This window comes from Streptomyces sp. Edi2, from assembly GCF_040253635.1.
Classification (GTDB): Bacteria; Actinomycetota; Actinomycetes; order Streptomycetales; family Streptomycetaceae; genus Streptomyces.
On sequence record NZ_JBEJGX010000003.1, the window covers coordinates 6,210,460 to 6,227,921 of the forward strand.

16 protein-coding genes are annotated in these 17,462 nt (G+C 69.8%); all 16 read left to right on the top strand.

The features are described from left to right. Window positions 1-243 precede the first annotated feature (243 nt). The 16 genes from thrB to atpA all read left to right on the top strand — a co-directional run bounded on the left by thrB (window position 244) and on the right by atpA (window position 17,452). Window positions 244-1,161: a homoserine kinase gene (thrB, locus tag ABR737_RS30790; protein ID WP_350253976.1), complete on the top strand. Its 918-nt coding sequence runs from the start codon at window positions 244-246 to the stop codon at window positions 1,159-1,161. A gap of 372 nt (window positions 1,162-1,533) precedes the next feature. After that, window positions 1,534-3,594, top strand: a complete 2,061-nt coding sequence (gene rho / locus ABR737_RS30795) for a transcription termination factor Rho (protein ID WP_350253978.1) — start codon at window positions 1,534-1,536, stop codon at window positions 3,592-3,594. 406 nt (window positions 3,595-4,000) lie between these two features. Then, window positions 4,001-5,128: an LCP family protein gene (locus ABR737_RS30800; protein WP_350256987.1), complete on the top strand. Its 1,128-nt coding sequence runs from the start codon at window positions 4,001-4,003 to the stop codon at window positions 5,126-5,128. A 175-nt stretch (window positions 5,129-5,303) separates the two neighbouring features. Next, window positions 5,304-5,528: a 50S ribosomal protein L31 gene (gene rpmE / locus ABR737_RS30805; protein WP_350253979.1), complete on the top strand. Its 225-nt coding sequence runs from the start codon at window positions 5,304-5,306 to the stop codon at window positions 5,526-5,528. Between the two features lie 172 nt (window positions 5,529-5,700). Further along, a complete protein-coding gene (gene prfA, locus ABR737_RS30810) occupies window positions 5,701-6,780 on the top strand; it encodes a peptide chain release factor 1 (RefSeq protein WP_350253981.1) in 1,080 nt (359 codons plus the stop codon). A gap of 100 nt (window positions 6,781-6,880) precedes the next feature. Further along, window positions 6,881-7,726, top strand: a complete 846-nt coding sequence (gene prmC / locus ABR737_RS30815; RefSeq protein WP_350253982.1) for a peptide chain release factor N(5)-glutamine methyltransferase — start codon at window positions 6,881-6,883, stop codon at window positions 7,724-7,726. Between the two features lie 70 nt (window positions 7,727-7,796). Beyond that, window positions 7,797-8,444 (top strand): L-threonylcarbamoyladenylate synthase, encoded by a 648-nt coding sequence (locus tag ABR737_RS30820; RefSeq protein ID WP_088800044.1) that lies wholly within the window; start codon window positions 7,797-7,799, stop codon window positions 8,442-8,444. Then, entirely contained in the window at window positions 8,444-9,124 is a 681-nt protein-coding gene (locus tag ABR737_RS30825; protein ID WP_350253984.1) for an arsenate reductase/protein-tyrosine-phosphatase family protein, read from the top strand. Before ABR737_RS30820 ends, ABR737_RS30825 begins: the two co-directional genes overlap by 1 nt. Window positions 9,125-9,267: 143 nt before the next feature. Continuing rightward, entirely contained in the window at window positions 9,268-10,653 is a 1,386-nt protein-coding gene (gene glyA, locus ABR737_RS30830; protein ID WP_350253985.1) for a serine hydroxymethyltransferase, read from the top strand. Window positions 10,654-10,751: 98 nt separating this feature from the next. Continuing rightward, entirely contained in the window at window positions 10,752-12,095 is a 1,344-nt protein-coding gene (locus ABR737_RS30835; RefSeq protein WP_350253986.1) for an MraY family glycosyltransferase, read from the top strand. 289 nt (window positions 12,096-12,384) lie between these two features. After that, window positions 12,385-12,822 carry a Cg1360 family ATP-synthase-associated protein gene (locus ABR737_RS30840; RefSeq protein WP_350253988.1) on the top strand — a complete coding sequence of 146 codons (438 nt, stop codon included), beginning with the start codon at window positions 12,385-12,387 and terminating at the stop codon, window positions 12,820-12,822. Window positions 12,823-13,101: 279 nt separating this feature from the next. After that, entirely contained in the window at window positions 13,102-13,896 is a 795-nt protein-coding gene (atpB, locus tag ABR737_RS30845; protein ID WP_350256988.1) for a F0F1 ATP synthase subunit A, read from the top strand. A gap of 75 nt (window positions 13,897-13,971) precedes the next feature. Beyond that, a complete protein-coding gene (gene atpE / locus ABR737_RS30850) occupies window positions 13,972-14,220 on the top strand; it encodes an ATP synthase F0 subunit C (protein WP_190839367.1) in 249 nt (82 codons plus the stop codon). Between the two features lie 40 nt (window positions 14,221-14,260). Next, a complete protein-coding gene (locus ABR737_RS30855) occupies window positions 14,261-14,830 on the top strand; it encodes a F0F1 ATP synthase subunit B (RefSeq protein ID WP_350253990.1) in 570 nt (189 codons plus the stop codon). Next, window positions 14,827-15,642 (top strand): F0F1 ATP synthase subunit delta, encoded by an 816-nt coding sequence (locus ABR737_RS30860; RefSeq protein WP_350253991.1) that lies wholly within the window; start codon window positions 14,827-14,829, stop codon window positions 15,640-15,642. The genes ABR737_RS30855 and ABR737_RS30860 overlap by 4 nt, the downstream gene beginning before the upstream one ends. 217 nt (window positions 15,643-15,859) lie before the next feature. Continuing rightward, on the top strand, window positions 15,860-17,452 hold the full coding sequence (atpA, locus tag ABR737_RS30865) for a F0F1 ATP synthase subunit alpha (protein WP_350253993.1): 1,593 nt from the start codon (window positions 15,860-15,862) through the stop codon (window positions 17,450-17,452). Window positions 17,453-17,462 lie beyond the last annotated feature (10 nt).

Sequence of the window (17,462 nt, forward strand, 5' to 3'; positions counted from 1 at the left end):
AAGCCCGGGGAAGGCAGCGTCGGGGCACAGGAAGGCGCGCGACACGCATCGTGCGCCTCCTGTGCGCCCTATGTCGCGACAGAACCTTCCTTCGATAGGCTGGAGCCAACTCCCCTCCCCACGGCATAACGCAGTGGCGTTCAGGGCAGGTCAGAACAGACCCCACGAGCCGGCCGGGCACTTCGGTGCCGCGGCGCTGTGTGGGCCAGTACCGCAGTATCAATCAAGGAGAGTCATCGAGCGATGGCCGGTCCCGCGTTCCGCGCCGCCGCCGTCCGGGTGCGCACCCCCGCTACCAGCGCCAATCTCGGTCCCGGCTTCGATGCCCTGGGTCTTTCCCTGGGCCTGTACGACGATGTCGTGGTGCGCGTCGCCGACTCCGGCCTGCACATCGACATCGCAGGTGAGGGCGCCGACTCCCTGCCGCGCGACGAGAGTCATCTGCTCGTCCGGTCGATGCGCACCGCCTTCGAGCTGCTCGGCGGACAGCCGCGCGGCCTGGAAATCGTCTGCGCCAACCGCATTCCGCACGGCCGCGGCCTGGGGTCTTCCTCCGCCGCCATCTGCGCAGGCATCGTCGCCGCCCGCGCGGTGACGATAGGCGGTGAGCAAAAGCTCGACGACACCGCGCTGCTGGAGCTGGCCAACGAGATCGAGGGCCACCCCGACAATGTCGCCGCCTGCCTGCTGGGCGGGTTCACGCTCGCCTGGACGGACGCCGGCACCGCCCGCGCGATCCGGATGGATCCCGCAGATTCCATCGTTCCGGTGGTCTTCGTCCCCGGAAAGCCGGTGCTGACCGAGACCGCCCGTGGACTGCTGCCGCGCACCGTCCCCCATGTGGACGCCGCGGCCAACGCCGGCCGCGCCGCACTGCTCGTCGAGGCGCTGACCAGGCGCCCCGAGCTGCTGCTCGCCGCGACCGAGGACCGACTCCACCAGGAATACCGCGCTCCCGCGATGCCGGAGAGTGTGGCCCTGGTGAACCGACTGCGTGCGGACGGCGTCCCTGCAGTCGTGTCCGGTGCGGGCCCGACGGTGCTCGCGCTGGTCGAGGACGCGGCGGCCGAGAAGGTCGCGGCACTGGCGGGAGAGGGGTGGGCGGCCAACCGGCTGACCCTCGACGCGGCGGGCACCTGCGTGCTGCCGCTCGCCGGGTGATCACGCGGGTGATCGACGATTGCCGGTCTTTGAGAGGGGGAATGTTTGTTGGACCCGGTAGTGTTAACCTCAAGTCAGTACTCGACGCCTGAGCGGCGCGGTGCTTCGTGTCCCCCATAGGGACCACCTTCTTCCGGGAGCCTCCCAAACTGCTTGGAGCCATGGCCTGAGCAGGAGTGAGCACGCTCCGGAATCGGCGTGACGACATGGCCAGTCTGCATCTCTTCACGCCGGAGCCATGAACTGATTCTCTCCGCCACTTCCGGCGGGACCACCGCCCCGGCCCGGTCCACAAGACCAAGGACCCAGCCGGACAGCACAACCGGTCGCCGAGCCAGACAGGCCGACGCCCGCTCCAGGGAAGGACCCTTCGTGAGCGACACCACCGATCTGATGGGCGCGCGCACCGATGGCAGTGCCACCGAGCCCGCCGCGGACGCTCCCGCCGCTCCTGCTACCGCACGGCGCCGCCGTTCCGGCACCGGCCTTGACGGCATGGTCCTGGCGGAGCTGCAGCAGGTCGCCTCCGGCCTCGGTATCAAGGGCACCGCGCGGATGCGCAAGAGCCAGCTGATCGAGGTCATCAAGGAGAAGCAGGCCGGGGGCTCCTCCCAGGCCGCTTCAGGCTCGGGTTCCGCGGCCAAGGCCGACGCGCCCGCCGACACCGAGACCAAGCCCAAGCGCCGTACGACCTCCAAGGCCCGTACCGGCGAGGACAGCGCGGAGCAGACCGCAGGCAAGGCCGCCAAGGGCGGCAAGGCCGCGGACAAGTCCGGCTCCCAGCAGCAGATCGACATCCCCGGCCAGCCCGTCAGCGACGAGCAGCCGGCCGGCGAGCGCCGCCGGCGCCGTGCCACCGCCGCCGCGGGCAGCCCCGAGGGCGCCTCGGGCGACGTCAAGACCGAGACCAGGGTCGAGGCGAAGACCGAGGTCAAGGCGGATGCCAAGACCGACACCGCGACCGCCCCGCAGGAGACCGGCGAGGGCCGGCCGGGCAAGGGCGAGCGTCAGGACCGCGGCGACCGCGGCGACCGCGGCCAGAAGGGCGACCGCGGCGACCGCGGCCAGCGCCAGCGCGACCGCGGTGACCGCCGCAAGGGCGACGCCGGTGACGGCGGCGGCCAGGGCGGTCAGGGCGGCCAGGGCGGCCAGCGCCAGCGCGACCGCCGCACCGATGACGACGACGACTTCGAGGGCGGACGCCGGGGCCGTCGCGGCCGCTACCGCGACCGCCGGGGCCGTCGTGGGGGCCGTGAGGACTTCGGCAACGAGCCGCAGGTCACCGAGGACGACGTCCTGATCCCCGTCGCGGGCATCCTCGACATCCTCGACAACTACGCATTCATCCGGACCTCCGGCTACCTGCCCGGCCCGAACGACGTGTACGTCTCGCTCGCCCAGGTCCGCAAGAACGGCCTGCGCAAGGGTGACCACGTCACCGGCGCGGTCCGCCAGCCCAAGGACGGCGAGCGGCGCGAGAAGTTCAACGCGCTGGTCCGGCTCGACACCGTCAACAGCGTGGCGCCCGAACAGGGCCGCGGACGGCCGGAGTTCGGGAAGCTGACGCCCCTTTACCCGCAGGAGCGGCTGCGCCTGGAGGGCGAGTCGGGCGGCCTGACGACCCGGATCATCGACCTGGTCACGCCGATCGGCAAGGGCCAGCGTGGTCTGATCGTGGCCCCGCCGAAGACCGGCAAGACCATGATCATGCAGGCGGTCGCCAACTCGATCACCCGCAACAACCCCGAGTGCCACCTGATGGTCGTCCTGGTCGACGAGCGTCCGGAAGAGGTCACCGACATGCAGCGGTCGGTGAAGGGCGAGGTCATCTCCTCGACCTTCGACCGCCCGGCCGAGGACCACACCACCGTCGCCGAGCTGGCCATCGAGCGTGCCAAGCGCCTCGTCGAGCTGGGTCACGACGTGGTCGTCCTGCTGGACTCGATCACCCGTCTGGGCCGTGCGTACAACCTCGCCGCCCCGGCCTCGGGCCGCATCCTGTCCGGTGGTGTCGACTCGACCGCGCTCTACCCGCCGAAGCGCTTCTTCGGCGCCGCGCGCAACATCGAGGACGGCGGCTCGCTGACCATCCTGGCCACCGCGCTGGTCGAGACCGGCTCGCGGATGGACGAGGTGATCTTCGAGGAGTTCAAGGGCACCGGCAACCTGGAGCTCAAGCTCGACCGCAAGCTCTCGGACAAGCGCATCTTCCCGGCGGTGGACGTGGACGCGTCCAGCACCCGTAAGGAAGAGATCCTCATGGGCAGCGACGAGCTCGCCGTCGTGTGGAAGCTGCGCCGGGTGCTGCACGCCCTGGACCAGCAGCAGGCCATCGAGCTGCTGCTGGACAAGATGAAGCAGACGAAGTCCAACGCGGAGTTCCTGCTGCAGATCCAGAAGACGACGCCGACCGCGGGCAACGGCAACGACTGACGCCCGCAGGGCGCACCGGCGCCGTACCGCACAGCCCCCCTCACCCTTTCGTGGGTGAGGGGGGCTGTGTGCTGCTGCGGCCGGGGGCGGCGGAGGCCGCGGGGCGGCGTCGGGCGGGCCGCCCGGGCCCCGTGGGCCGTACACATGCCGCGCTTGAGACCTTCCGCACAGATCCATGTAAGCCGCATGGTTTCAGCCATGCCGGGAAAAGGGCCGAAAGCCCAGGTGGGAAGGACCAAGGTCCTGGGCCTGCGGAGCGGACCCCCGCGCATTTCTAAGAAATCGCTCATGACTCGCTGTGCAACCCTTCCCGTCGACCTCCCGTCTGACAAGGAGCAACGGGCCGTGTCAGCACACAGCACGGCGGCGGCGAGGGGCAGCCGAGCGAATGAGGACTGAGGAGCAGATGGCGGACAGCAACGGGACCGCGAAGACGGCCGAAAGCCGTGCCCGCGGCATACGTGCCACGGGCCGCCGGCGCAAGGGCCCGACCCGACGCCGCCGAGCGCTGACCATCACCCTGTGCACGCTGACCAGCGTCGTACTGCTGGGTGGGGCCGGACTCGGCTACGTCTACTTCAAGCTCAACGGCAATCTGAAGGGCGTCGACATCAACGCCGCCCTCGGACACGACCGGCCGAAGAACGTCGACGACGGTTCGATGGACATCCTCGTGATGGGGTCCGACTCCCGCGCCGGCAAGAACGGGGAGTACGGCAAGGACGAGGGCGGCGCCCGTTCCGACACGGCGATGATCGTGCACGTCTACAAGGGCCGTAAGAAGGCCAGCGTGGTCAGCGTCCCGCGGGACACCATGATCAAGCGTCCCGACTGCACCACCAAGGACGGCAAGGACGCCCCCGGTGCGCAGCGGGCGATGTTCAACACGGCGTTCGAGGTCGGCGGGCCGGCCTGCGCGGTCAAGACCGTGGAGTCGATCAGCGGGGTCCGGATGGACCACTTCGTCGAGGTCGACTTCACCGGCTTCAAGAAGCTCATCGACGCGCTCGGCGGGGTGGAGGTCACCACCAAGAAGCCGATCGACGACAACAACAGTCATCTGCACCTGCCGGCCGGCAAGCACACCCTGGGCGGCGAGCAGTCGCTCGGCCTGGTCCGCACCCGGCACGGGGTGCCCGGCGGCGACGGCAGCGACCTGGGCCGCATCCAGCTGCAGCAGGCGTTCATCAAGGCCCTGATGAACCAGGTCAAGAACGTCGGGGTGCTCACCAACCCCACCAAGCTCTACGACATCGCCGACACGGCCACCAAGGCCATCACCACCGACACCGACCTCAACTCGGTCAGCGAACTGACCGGCCTGGCCAAGAGCCTGGGCAACATCGGTTCGGACCACATCGACATGGTGACGCTGCCGGTGACGTACGACCCCGCCAACCCCGACCGCGTGGTGCCGCTGATGAAGAAGAGCGAGCAGGTCTGGGACGCGCTGCGCCAGGACAGGGACATCCCCAAGTCCGCGATCAAGGGCTCGGCCGGTGACCAGGGCGGCACGGACAAGTACGTGAAGTAGCCGGAAGGCGGCGGTTCCGGGGTCCGGCGGCCCCGGAACCGGCCCGGGGAATAGCTGCGGCCCTACCCCGGTTTTGGGAGATACGGCTAGTCCTGGCAGACTGGACCGTCGGCCCCGGTTCACGTGACGCAACCCGCAGCACGACCCGGTGCACTCCCGAACCTAGGAGAATCCCTTGAAGCGCGACATCCACCCGGAGTACGTCGAGACCCAGGTCAGCTGCACCTGTGGCGCGTCCTTCACCACCCGTAGCACGGTCGCCGGCGGCACCGTCCGCGCCGACATCTGCTCCGAGTGCCACCCGTTCTACACGGGCAAGCAGAAGATCATGGACACGGGCGGCCGCGTGGCCCGCTTCGAGGCCCGCTTCGGCAAGGGCGCTGCAGCCGCCAAGAAGTAGCGACCCGCACGGCGCCGGTCTCCGGTCGCCCCTGCCCAGGGGTGACCGGACCGGCGTTTTGTCGTCCTGGCCCTTGGCTCCCGTACGGGGGGCCGGGGCCCGCGGCGCAGCCGCAGATGTGCCAGCGCCCCGGTACCCGGGTCACCACAGCAGCCAGTAGAGGAACCCCACGATGTTCGAGGCGGTCGAGGAACTGATCGGCGAGCACGCCGATCTCGAGAAGCGGCTGGCCGACCCCGCGGTCCACGCCGACCAGCGCGAGGCCATGCGGCTCAACAAGCGCTACGCGGAGCTCACCCCGATCATCGCGACGTACCGCGACTGGAAGCAGACCGGTGACGACATGGAGACCGCGCGCGAACTCGCCGCGGACGACCCGGACTTCGCCGACGAGGTCAAGGAGCTCGACGCCCGGCGCGAGGAGCTGACCGAAAAGCTGCGGCTGCTGCTCGTCCCGCGCGACCCCAGCGACGACAAGGACGTCATCCTCGAGGTCAAGGCCGGCGAGGGCGGCGAGGAGTCCGCACTGTTCGCCGGTGACCTGCTGCGGATGTACCTGCGCTACGCCGAGCGGGCCGGCTGGAAGACCGAGATCCTGGAGGCCAACGAGTCCGACCTCGGCGGCTACAAGGACGTCCAGGTCGCCGTGAAGACCAAGGGCGGGGGCGGCGCCACCGAGCCGGGACAGGGCGTCTGGGCACGGCTGAAGTACGAGGGCGGGGTGCACCGCGTCCAGCGCGTGCCCGCCACCGAATCGCAGGGCCGGATCCACACCTCCGCGGCCGGCGTGCTGGTCACGCCCGAGGCCGAGGAGGTCGAGGTCGAGATCGGCCCCAACGACCTGCGGATCGACGTCTACCGCTCCTCCGGGCCCGGCGGCCAGTCCGTCAACACCACCGACTCCGCGGTGCGCATCACCCACCTGCCCACCGGCATCGTCGTCTCCTGCCAGAACGAGAAGAGCCAGCTCCAGAACAAGGAGCAGGCGCTGCGTATCCTGCGCTCCCGGCTGCTGGCCGCCGCCCAGGAAGAGGCCGAGAAGGAGGCGTCGGACGCCCGGCGCAGCCAGGTCCGCACGGTTGACCGCTCCGAGCGCATCCGTACGTACAACTTCCCGGAAAACCGCATCTCGGACCACCGGGTCGGCTTCAAGGCGTACAACTTGGACCAGGTGCTCGACGGCGAACTCGACCCGGTCATCCAGGCGTGTGTCGACGCCGACTCGGCCGCCAAGCTCGCCGCCGCCCAGTAGGCCCGCAGGACCCGTACGCACCGGCCCCAGCCCCGTCCCCGGGGCGCCCCGGGCACCGGCACCGCACCATGAAGACGCAGCGCACTAGGAGGAAGGCCCCGTGAACCTTCTGCTCGCCGAGGTGGCCCAGGCCACCCAGCGGCTGGCCGACGCCGGTGTGCCCTCGCCGCGCTTCGACGCCGAGGAACTCGCCGCGTTCGTGCACGGCGTCAAGCGGGGGGAGCTGCACCACGTCAAGGACGCGGACTTCGACGCCCGCTACTGGGAGGCCGTCGCCCGCCGCGAGGCCCGTGAACCGCTCCAGCACATCACCGGCCGGGCGTTCTTCCGCTACCTCGAACTCGCCGTCGGGCCCGGGGTGTTCGTACCCCGCCCGGAGACCGAGTCGGTGGTCGGCTGGGCGATAGACGCCGTACGGGCCATGGACGTCGTCGAGCCGCTGATCGTCGATCTGTGCACCGGCTCGGGGGCCATCGCGCTCGCCCTGGCCCAGGAGGTGCCCCGCTCGCGGGTGCACGCCGTGGAGCTGTCCGAACAGGCGCTGGAGTACGCCCGCAAGAACGTCGAGGGGTCCCGCGTCGTTCTCCATCAAGGCGACGCGCTGACCGCGCTTCCCGAACTGGACGGGCAGGTCGACCTGGTCGTCTCCAACCCGCCGTACATCCCGCTGACCGAGTGGGAGTACGTCGCACCCGAGGCACGCGACCACGACCCCGAGCTCGCGCTGTTCTCGGGCCAGGACGGCCTGGACACGATCCGGGGCATCGAGCGGACCGCACACCGCCTGCTGCGCCCCGGCGGAGTGGTCGTCATCGAGCATGCCGACACCCAGGGCGGGCAGGTGCCGTGGATCTTCACCGAGGAGCGGGGCTGGGCCGATGCGGCCGACCACCCGGACCTCAACAACAGGCCCCGTTTCGCCACCGCGCGCCGGGCGACGCCATGACGCGTTCCGCTTCGGCGCCTGATGCAGCCGATGCATCCGAAGTATTCGTTTCGCACGAGGAGGTCCCGTAATGGCACGGCGATACGACTGCAGCGACGCGACCGACCGCACCACCGGTCTGCGCGAGGCCGCCTCGGCCGTCCGCCGCGGTGAGCTGGTCGTGCTGCCCACCGACACCGTCTACGGCATCGGTGCGGACGCCTTCAGCGCCGAGGCCGTCGGCGACCTGCTGGAGGCCAAGGGCCGCGGGCGCGGCATGCCCTCCCCGGTCCTCGTCGGGTCCCCCAACACCCTGCACGGCCTGGTCACCGACTTCTCCGAGCAGGCCTGGGAGCTGGTCGACGCCTTCTGGCCCGGGGCGCTCACCCTCGTCGCCAAGCACCAGCCGTCCCTGACCTGGGACCTGGGCGAGACCCGGGGCACGGTCGCGGTGCGGATGCCGCTGCACCCCGTCGCGATCGAGCTGCTGACCGAGTTCGGCCCGATGGCCGTCTCCAGTGCCAACCTCACCGGCCACCCGTCCCCGCAGGACTGCGACGCCGCACAGGAAATGCTCGGCGACTCGGTCTCGGTCTACCTCGACGGCGGTCCGACGCCCGCCGCCGTGCCCTCCTCGATCGTCGATGTCACCGGCAAGATCCCGGTGCTGCTGCGCGAGGGCGCGCTCAGCGCGGAGGAACTGCGCAAGGTGGTACCCGAGCTCGAGGTGGCCAATTGATGGCGCCCCTGGGGCGTGGCATAGCGGGACCAGGCACCGGCACCCACCCACCTGTACCCCCCTCACCCCCTTTTCGGATCCTCCACGTCAGCACCGGCAACGTCTGCCGCTCGCCGATCACCGAGCGGCTGCACCGCCGTGCCCTGGAGCTGCGGCTGGGCGACGCCCGCAGCGGCGGGCTGCTCGTGGAGAGCGCCGGCACCTGGGGCCACGAAGGCGCGCCGATGGAGACCCACGCCGCGACGGTGCTCACCGACTACGGCGCCGACCCGGCCGGGTTCCTCGGCCGGGAACTGCTCGACGAGCACGTCATCCGCGCCGACCTGGTGCTCACCGCCACCCGTGACCACCGTGCCCAGGTCATCTCGATGGGGCACTCCGCGGGGCTGCGCACCTTCACGCTCAAGGAGTTCAACCGGCTGGTGCGGGCGATAGACCCGGCCACGCTGCCCGACCCCGACCCGGACCTGCCGGACGGCGGGCTGGTCGAGCGCGCCCGTGCGCTGGTCGGCGCCGCCGCGGCGCTGCGCGGCTGGCTGCTGGCGCCCAACCCGGAGTCCGACGAGGTCTACGACCCCTACGGGGCGCCCATCACCTTCTTCCGCTCCATCGGCGACGAGATCAACCAGGCGCTCGACCCGGTCGTCACCGCCCTCACCGGGGTCCCGGCGAGGGCCTGAGGCCTGCCCTCCCCGCAGACCGGGGAGACGGCCCTCGGGGGCCCTGTGCGGGCGGGCGGACCCGGTCGGCCCGCACACCGCGCCCGAACGCCCCGCCGCGCCTACATTGGGACTACGTCCCCGTACGAGGCCCGGAGCAAGCGATGCCTGCCACCACCGCGTCACCCCGTCACGAGACCCCGGCCGGCCCTTCCCGGGCCGCCGAGCCCGCCGCCGGGGCGGCCGAGACCGCCGAGGACCGCGCACGGGCCGCCGCCCGTGACGCCGCCGCCCGGCCGGCCGGCGCCCCGGACTTCGCCGCCCTGCTGCACCAGGACCCCGAGATCGCCGGCGTACTGCTCGGTGAGAGCGCCCGGCAGAGCGACTGTCTTCAGCTGATCGCCGCGGAGAACTTCACCTCACCGGCCGTCCTCGCGGCCCTCGGCTCCCCGCTGGGCAACAAATACGCCGAGGGGTACCCGGGGGCCCGCCACCACGGCGGCTGCGAGATCGTCGACCTCGCCGAGCGCATCGCGGTGGAGCGCGCCAAGGCCCTCTTCGGCGCCGAACACGCCAACGTCCAGGCACACTCCGGGTCTTCGGCCGTACTGGCCGCCTACGCCGCCCTGCTGCGCCCCGGTGACACCGTCCTGGCCATGTCCCTCCCGCACGGCGGGCACCTCACCCACGGCTCGCCCGCCAACTTCTCCGGCCGCTGGTTCGACTTCGCCGGCTACGGCGTCGACGAGGAGACCGGGCTGCTGGATTACGACGCGATCCGGGAGCTGGCCCGCGCCCGCCGGCCCAAGGCCATCGTCTGCGGTTCGATCTCCTACCCCCGGCACATCGACTACGCCGCCTTCCGCGATATCGCCGACGAGACCGGCGCGTATCTGATCGCCGATGTCGCGCATCCGCTCGGGCTGATCGCCGGGGGAGCGGCGCCCAGCCCCGTCCCGTACGCGCATGTGGTGTGCGGAACCACACACAAGGTGCTGCGCGGGCCGCGCGGCGGGCTGATCCTGTGCGGCGGGAAGCTGGCCGAGCGCATCGACCGTGCGGTGTTCCCCTTCACCCAGGGCGGCGCCCAGATGAACGCGGTGGCGGCCAAGGCCGTCGCCTTCGGGGAGGCCGCCACGCCCGCCTTCGCCGCGTACGCCCATCAGGTCACCGCCAATGCCCGGGTACTCGCCGGGGCGCTGGCCGGACAGGGCCTGACGGTCACCACCGGTGGCACCGACACCCACCTGATCACCGTCGATACCGCTCCCCGCGGCCTCGACGCCCGCACCGCCCGGGGACGGCTCGCCGCCGCCGGGATCGTGCTGGACACCTGCGCGCTGCCGTGTGCCCAGGCCCCCGACGCCCCGGCGGCCCGCCGGACCGGCCTGCGGCTGGGGACCGCCGCGGTGACCACGCAGGGCATGGGCGAGGCGGAGATGACGGCGGTCGCCGAGCTGGTCGTGGCGGCGCTGGAGGAGGACGGTACGGCCCGCTCCCGGACCGTCGCATTGGTCCATGGCTTTCCGCCTTATCCCGATCGCGGGTGACGGTGGAACCATCCGCTGACGCCAGGCGTCTATTCCTGTATTCACGGCCAGGGGGCTGACACGCATAGGGTGTGGGGCTGTGATGGCCAGCTATACCAATGGGGCAGCCCGTGCGTGAATACCTGCTGACGCTGTGCGTCACGGCCGCGGTGACCTACCTGCTGACCGGGCCGGTACGGAAGTTCGCGATCGCGGCCGGTGCGATGCCGGAGATCCGTGCGCGTGATGTGCACCGCGAGCCGACACCGCGGCTCGGCGGTATCGCCATGTTCGGCGGCCTGTGCGCCGGTCTGCTGGTGGCCTCGCACCTGACCAACCTCAAGAGCGTCTTCGAGAACTCCGACGAGCCCAGGGCGCTGCTCTCCGGCGCCGCCCTGATCTGGCTCCTCGGCGTCCTGGACGACAAGTGGGGCGTGGACGCCCTGGTCAAGCTCGGCGGCCAGATGATCGCCGCGGGCGTGATGGTCCTGCAGGGCCTGACGATCCTCTGGATCCCGATCCCCGGCGTCGGCACGGTCTCGCTGACCCCCATGCAGGGCACCCTGCTGACCGTCGCCCTCGTCGTGATCACCATCAACGCGGTGAACTTCGTCGACGGCCTGGACGGCCTCGCCTCCGGCATGGTGTGCATCGCCGCCGCGGCGTTCTTCATGTACGCGTACCGGATGTGGTTCGGCTACGGCATCGAGGCGGCCGCGCCGGCCACGCTGTTCTCGGTCGTCCTGATGGGCATGTGCCTCGGCTTCCTGCCGCACAACATGCACCCGGCGCGCATCTTCATGGGCGACTCGGGCTCGATGCTGATCGGCCTGGTGATGGCCGCGGGCGCGGTCTCGGTGACCGGCCAGGTCGACCCGGACCTGCTCAATGTGAAGGCGGGCGGTCTGCGTGAGGCGACCCACGCGATGGTGCCGGTCTACATCCCGCTGCTGCTGCCCCTGACGGTCATCGCGGTGCCGGTCGCCGACCTGATCCTGGCGATCGTGCGGCGTACGTGGAAGGGCCAGTCGCCGTTCGCGGCCGACCGCGGGCACCTGCACCACCGGCTCCTGGAGATCGGGCACTCGCACAGCCGGGCCGTGCTGATCATGTACTTCTGGTCGGCCCTGATCGCGTTCGGCGCGGTGGCCTACTCCGTGAACAACGCCAGCATGTGGATCGTGCTGGGCATCGTGCTGCTGAGCGCGGTCGGGCTGGTGCTGCTTCTGCTGCCGCGCTTCACCCCGCGCACGCCGCGCTGGGCGGAGTGGATGGTGCCGCCGCGCTACCGCCGGGTCTCCCGTGCAACGGCTCCGCAGGCCCCGGCCGCGGAATGGGACGAGGAGAGCGTCGCCGGGCCGCAGGAGGAGCGGGAACCGGTTCCCGCGGGCATCAACGGGGCCACCGCGATCGGCGACCGCTCACGCTTCGTGGAACACCGAAGGGCGGACAGTCACCACTGATCCGCGGTTCCGGTCGCCCGAACGTGCGACAGGAATCGGGTCGCTTGACCCCATACCAGACAAAAAGCTGGCTGTCAGTGCACCAACGCGCAGGTTCACGCTCAGGTGTGACAGGGTCCACACGAACCAGGTAAAGACCTCATCAAATAGTTTGTGATACCGTTCACGAAACCCGGCGATAGAGCCGAAGGGCCGTAGTGCGACTGCCCTTGGGCCGCAGGTTCCGCCTCAGGCCGGGTCTACGCTCGTCCACGACGACACACCCCACATCTTTTGCCGGAGCGCCGCCATGCAGTCGAATGACGCCCGACTACTCCTTCACGCCGTTGTGCCCACCCTCGCCACCGGCGCTGTCGCCGTTGCCGTGAGCGCTGTGGTCGCCGGTGCGGCGGGAGCGCTCGGCGCCGTCATCGGCACGGTGCTGGTGCTGCTCGTCATGGGGGCCGGCCTGGTCGTCCTGCAGAAGACGGCGAAGAACCACCCGCAGCTGTTCCAGATGATGGGACTGCTGCTGTACACGGTGCAGATTCTGTTCGTGGCGGTCTTCCTGATCGCGTTCAAGAACACCACGTTCTTCGACACCAAGGCCTTTGCGTTCACGTTGCTCGGCGCCACCCTCGTATGGATCGCGGCACAGACCCGCGGGCATATGAAGGCGAAGATTCTGTACGTGGAACCCGACTCCGCCGAATCGAAGAAGGCGGAGACGGCGGGGTCGCCGACGTGACACGTAGGGCCGAGATAAAAGCCCACTTGCGGGCCTGCTATCGTCCGGTTTCAACTGCGGCACAGTTGGCGCAGGCGGCTGAGCTCCCGGGTTCCACTCAATGGAACGGGAAGTTCTCGCGGCCGATGCCTGTGATGTGGCCGGGCCCAGCGCCCGCCAGCCGCCCCCTAATCCGTAAGACCAGTCCAGTGCCGCTCCGTGGCTCAACGCCGCGCCGACACAACGAGGTTGCCGTACCCATGCGCCACGCTGAAGGAGCTCGCGGTGAGTGCTGAAACGATGCTCGCCTTCGAGACCGACTGCCACATCTTTTCCGGGTGCGGCTTCCCAGCTCCCGGGCTTCAATCGTTCGTCTTCAAGCCGCTGTTCACCATCAACGGCTTCGAGTTCAACAAGGTCATGCTGCTGGCGCTGCTCAGCACCGTCGTGGTCGTGTGGTTCTTCTGGGCGGCGTTCGGCAAGGCCAAGGTGGTCCCGGGCAAGCTGCAGATGATCGGCGAAGCGGGCTACGACTTCGTCCGCCGCGGGATCGTCTATGACGCCCTCGGGAAGAAGGAGGGCGAGAAGTACGTCCCCTTCATCGTCTCGCTGTTCTTCTTCGTCTGGATCATGAACCTCTGGTCGATCATTCCGATCGCCCAGTTCCCGGTGACGTCGATCATTGCCTTCCCGGCCGGTCTCGCCGCCATCGTCTACATCACGTGGGTCACCCTGACCTTCAAGAGGCACGGCTTCGTCGGTGCGCTGAAGAACTTCAGCGGCTACGACAAGTCGCTCGGCCCGGTCCTGCCGATGCTGGTCGTCATCGAGCTCCTCTCGAACCTGATCATCCGGCCCTTCACTCACGCGGTACGGCTCTTCGCGAACATGTTCGCCGGTCACCTCCTGCTGCTGATGTTCACGATCGCCACCTGGTACCTGCTGAACGGAATCGGCGTGGTCTACGCCGGCGCCTCGTTCATCATGACCATCCTGCTGACCGCGTTCGAGCTGTTCATCCAGGCCGTCCAGGCGTACGTCTTCGTGCTCCTGACCGCGAACTACATCCAGGGCGCGCTCGCCGAGCACCACTGAGCCCCCGCTTTCCCAGCCCCATAGACGCCCGGTGGCCAACCCCCACCGGTCCGTGAAAGAGAAGGAAGTAACGGCATGTCCGCTGCTCTCGAGACTGTCAACCTCGCCGCCGGCGTCACCGGCAACCTCGGCTCGATCGGTTACGGCCTCGCCGCGATCGGCCCCGGCGTCGGCGTCGGCATCATCTTCGGTAACGGCACCCAGGCCCTGGCCCGCCAGCCCGAGGCGGCCGGCCTCATCCGCACCAACCAGATCATGGGTTTCGCCTTCTGTGAGGCGCTCGCCCTGATCGGCATCGTCATGGGCTTCCTCTTCAGGACCTGATGGACCGCTGCAAACCCGCTGACAGACGGAAGGCATTGATGTGAACGCCCTGGGCTTCAACATGGCGGCGGAGGTTCCTGAGAACCCCCTGATCCCGCCGATTCCAGAGCTGGTCATCGGCCTGATCGCTTTCTTCATCGTCTTCGGCTTCCTGGCCAAGAAGCTCCTCCCGAACATCAACAAGGTTCTGGAAGAGCGCCGGGCGCTCATCGAAGGCCGCATGGAGGAAGCCGAGGCGAATCAGGCCGAGGCTCAGCAGGTGCTCGCGGACTACCGGGCACAGCTGGCCGACGCCCGCCACGAGGCCGCGCGCCTGCGCCAGGAGGCGCAGGAGCAGGGCGCGACGCTCATCGCTGAGATGCGCGCCGAGGGCCAGCGGCAGCGTGAGGAGATCATCGCTGCCGGTCACGCCCAGATCGAGGCGGACCGGAAGCAGGCTGCGCAGGCGCTGCGCCAGGACGTGGGCAAGCTCGCCGTCGACCTGGCCGGCAAGCTCGTCGGGGAGTCCCTCGAGGACCACGCCCGGCAGAGCCGGACCATCGACCGCTTCCTCGACGACGTCGAGGCCAAGGCGGCTTCGGACGCGACGAAGGCTGAGGCCGGACGATGAACGGAGCGAGCCGCGAGGCACTCGCCTCCGCACGCGAGCAGTTCAACGCGCTGACGGATGACACCTCCGTCGACGCCGCGAAGCTCGCCGAGGAGCTGGCTGCCGTCACCGCTCTGCTCGACCGCGAGGTGTCGCTGCGTCGGGTCCTGACCGACCCGGCGCAGGCCGCCGAGGCGCGTGCCGAACTGGTCGGACGACTGCTGGGCAACCAGGTGGGCGGCCCGGCCGTCGACCTGGTGTCCGGCATGGTCCGGGCCCGCTGGTCGCGTTCGCGTGACCTGACGGACTCGCTCGAGGAGCTGGCCTACAGCGCCGACCTGGTCGCCGCGCAGCGGGCCGGCCAGCTCGACGACGTCGAGGACGAGCTCTTCCGGTTCGGCCGGATCGTCAGCTCCAACGGCGAGCTGCGCGGTGCGCTGACCGACCGGAACGCGACCGTCGCGGCCAAGACGGAGCTGCTGCGTGCGCTGCTGGGCGGCCGGGCCAACCCGGTCACCGAGCGCATCGTGATCCGTCTTGTCGTACAGCCGCGGGGCCGTAGCCTGGAAGCGGGGCTCGACGCCCTCTCCAAGCTGGCGGCGAGCCGCCGGGACCGGATGGTCGCGGTGGTCACCTCCGCGGTGCCCCTCAGTGAAGGGCAGCGGCAGCGCCTGGGCGCTTCCCTGGCGCAGCTGTACGGACGGCAGGTCCACCTGAACCTCGACGTGGACCCCGAGGTCCTCGGCGGAGTCCAGGTCCGGATCGGCGACGAGGTCATCAACGGAACCATCGCGGCGCGCCTCGAAGAGGCAAACCGGCGGATGGCCGGCTGACCCAGCCACACCAACTCAAGAGCTGCACAACCGGCGGTCGGACGCCGGACCAGCCGGCCGGACCCACGAGGTCCGGCTGCGGTCCGGACGACGCCCCGGGGACCAGCACAAGCATGACGGCGGCCCGAGTTGGGCCGTAAGCGGAAACCCCCTGGGGGACAGACCCCCGGACACCCGCAAGTAACTTCGGGCCCAACAAGGAGAGCAGGGAACCCAGATGGCGGAGCTCACGATCCGGCCGGAGGAGATCCGGGACGCGCTGGAGAACTTCGTCCAGGCGTACAAGCCGGACGCGGCCTCGCGCGAGGAGGTCGGCACGGTAAGCGAGGCCGGAGACGGCATCGCGAAGGTCGAGGGCCTTCCCTCGGCGATGGCGAACGAGCTGCTGAAGTTCGAGGACGGCACGCTCGGTCTTGCGCTGAACCTGGAAGAGCGCGAGATCGGTGCGGTGGTCCTCGGCGAGTTCAGCGGCATCGAGGAGGGCCAGCCGGTGCAGCGCACCGGTGAGGTGCTCTCGGTCGCCGTGGGCGAGGGCTACCTCGGCCGCGTCGTCGACCCGCTGGGCAACCCGATCGACGGCCTCGGCGAGATCGAGTCCGAGGGCCGCCGCGCCCTGGAGCTGCAGGCTCCGGGCGTCATGGTCCGTAAGTCGGTCCACGAGCCCATGGAGACCGGCTACAAGGCCGTCGACTCCATGGTGCCGATCGGCCGTGGCCAGCGTCAGCTGATCATCGGCGACCGCCAGACCGGCAAGACCGCCCTGGCCGTCGACACGATCATCAACCAGCGCGACAACTGGCGCTCGGGCGACCCGAAGAAGCAGGTCCGCTGCATCTACGTCGCCATCGGCCAGAAGGGCTCCACCATCGCGTCCGTGCGCGGCGCGCTGGAGGAGGCCGGCGCCCTGGAGTACACCACCATCGTCGCCGCCCCGGCGTCCGACCCGGCGGGCTTCAAGTACCTGGCGCCCTACACCGGCTCGGCCATCGGCCAGCACTGGATGTACCAGGGCAAGCACGTCCTGATCATCTTCGACGACCTCTCGAAGCAGGCCGACGCCTACCGCGCCGTGTCCCTGCTGCTGCGCCGTCCGCCGGGCCGTGAGGCCTACCCGGGCGACGTCTTCTACCTGCACTCGCGTCTGCTGGAGCGCTGCGCCAAGCTCTCCGACGAGATGGGCGCCGGCTCGATGACCGGTCTGCCGATCGTCGAGACCAAGGCGAACGACGTGTCGGCGTTCATTCCGACCAACGTCATCTCCATCACCGACGGCCAGTGCTTCCTGGAGTCGGACCTCTTCAACGCGGGCCAGCGCCCGGCGCTGAACGTCGGTATCTCCGTCTCCCGTGTCGGTGGCTCGGCCCAGCACAAGGCCATGAAGCAGGTCTCCGGCCGGCTCCGCGTGGACCTCGCCCAGTACCGCGAGCTGGAGGCGTTCGCCGCCTTCGGTTCCGACCTGGACGCGGCCTCCAAGCAGCAGCTGGAGCGCGGTAAGCGCATGACCGAGCTGCTCAAGCAGGGTCAGTACGCCCCGTACCCCACCGAGGACCAGGTCATCTCCGTCTGGGCCGGTACCAACGGCAAGATGGACGACGTCCCGGTCGAGGACATCCGCCGCTTCGAGCGGGAGCTCCTCGACCACCTGCACCGGGAGAAGAAGGACCTGCTGACCAGCATCGTCGAGGGCGGCAAGATGTCCGACGACACCATCGGCGCGATCTCCGAGGCCGTCGACGGCTTCAAGCGGCAGTTCGAGACCTCGGACGGCAAGCTGCTCGGCGAGGACGCCCCGGCCGGCACCAGCAAGTGACGACGGAAGG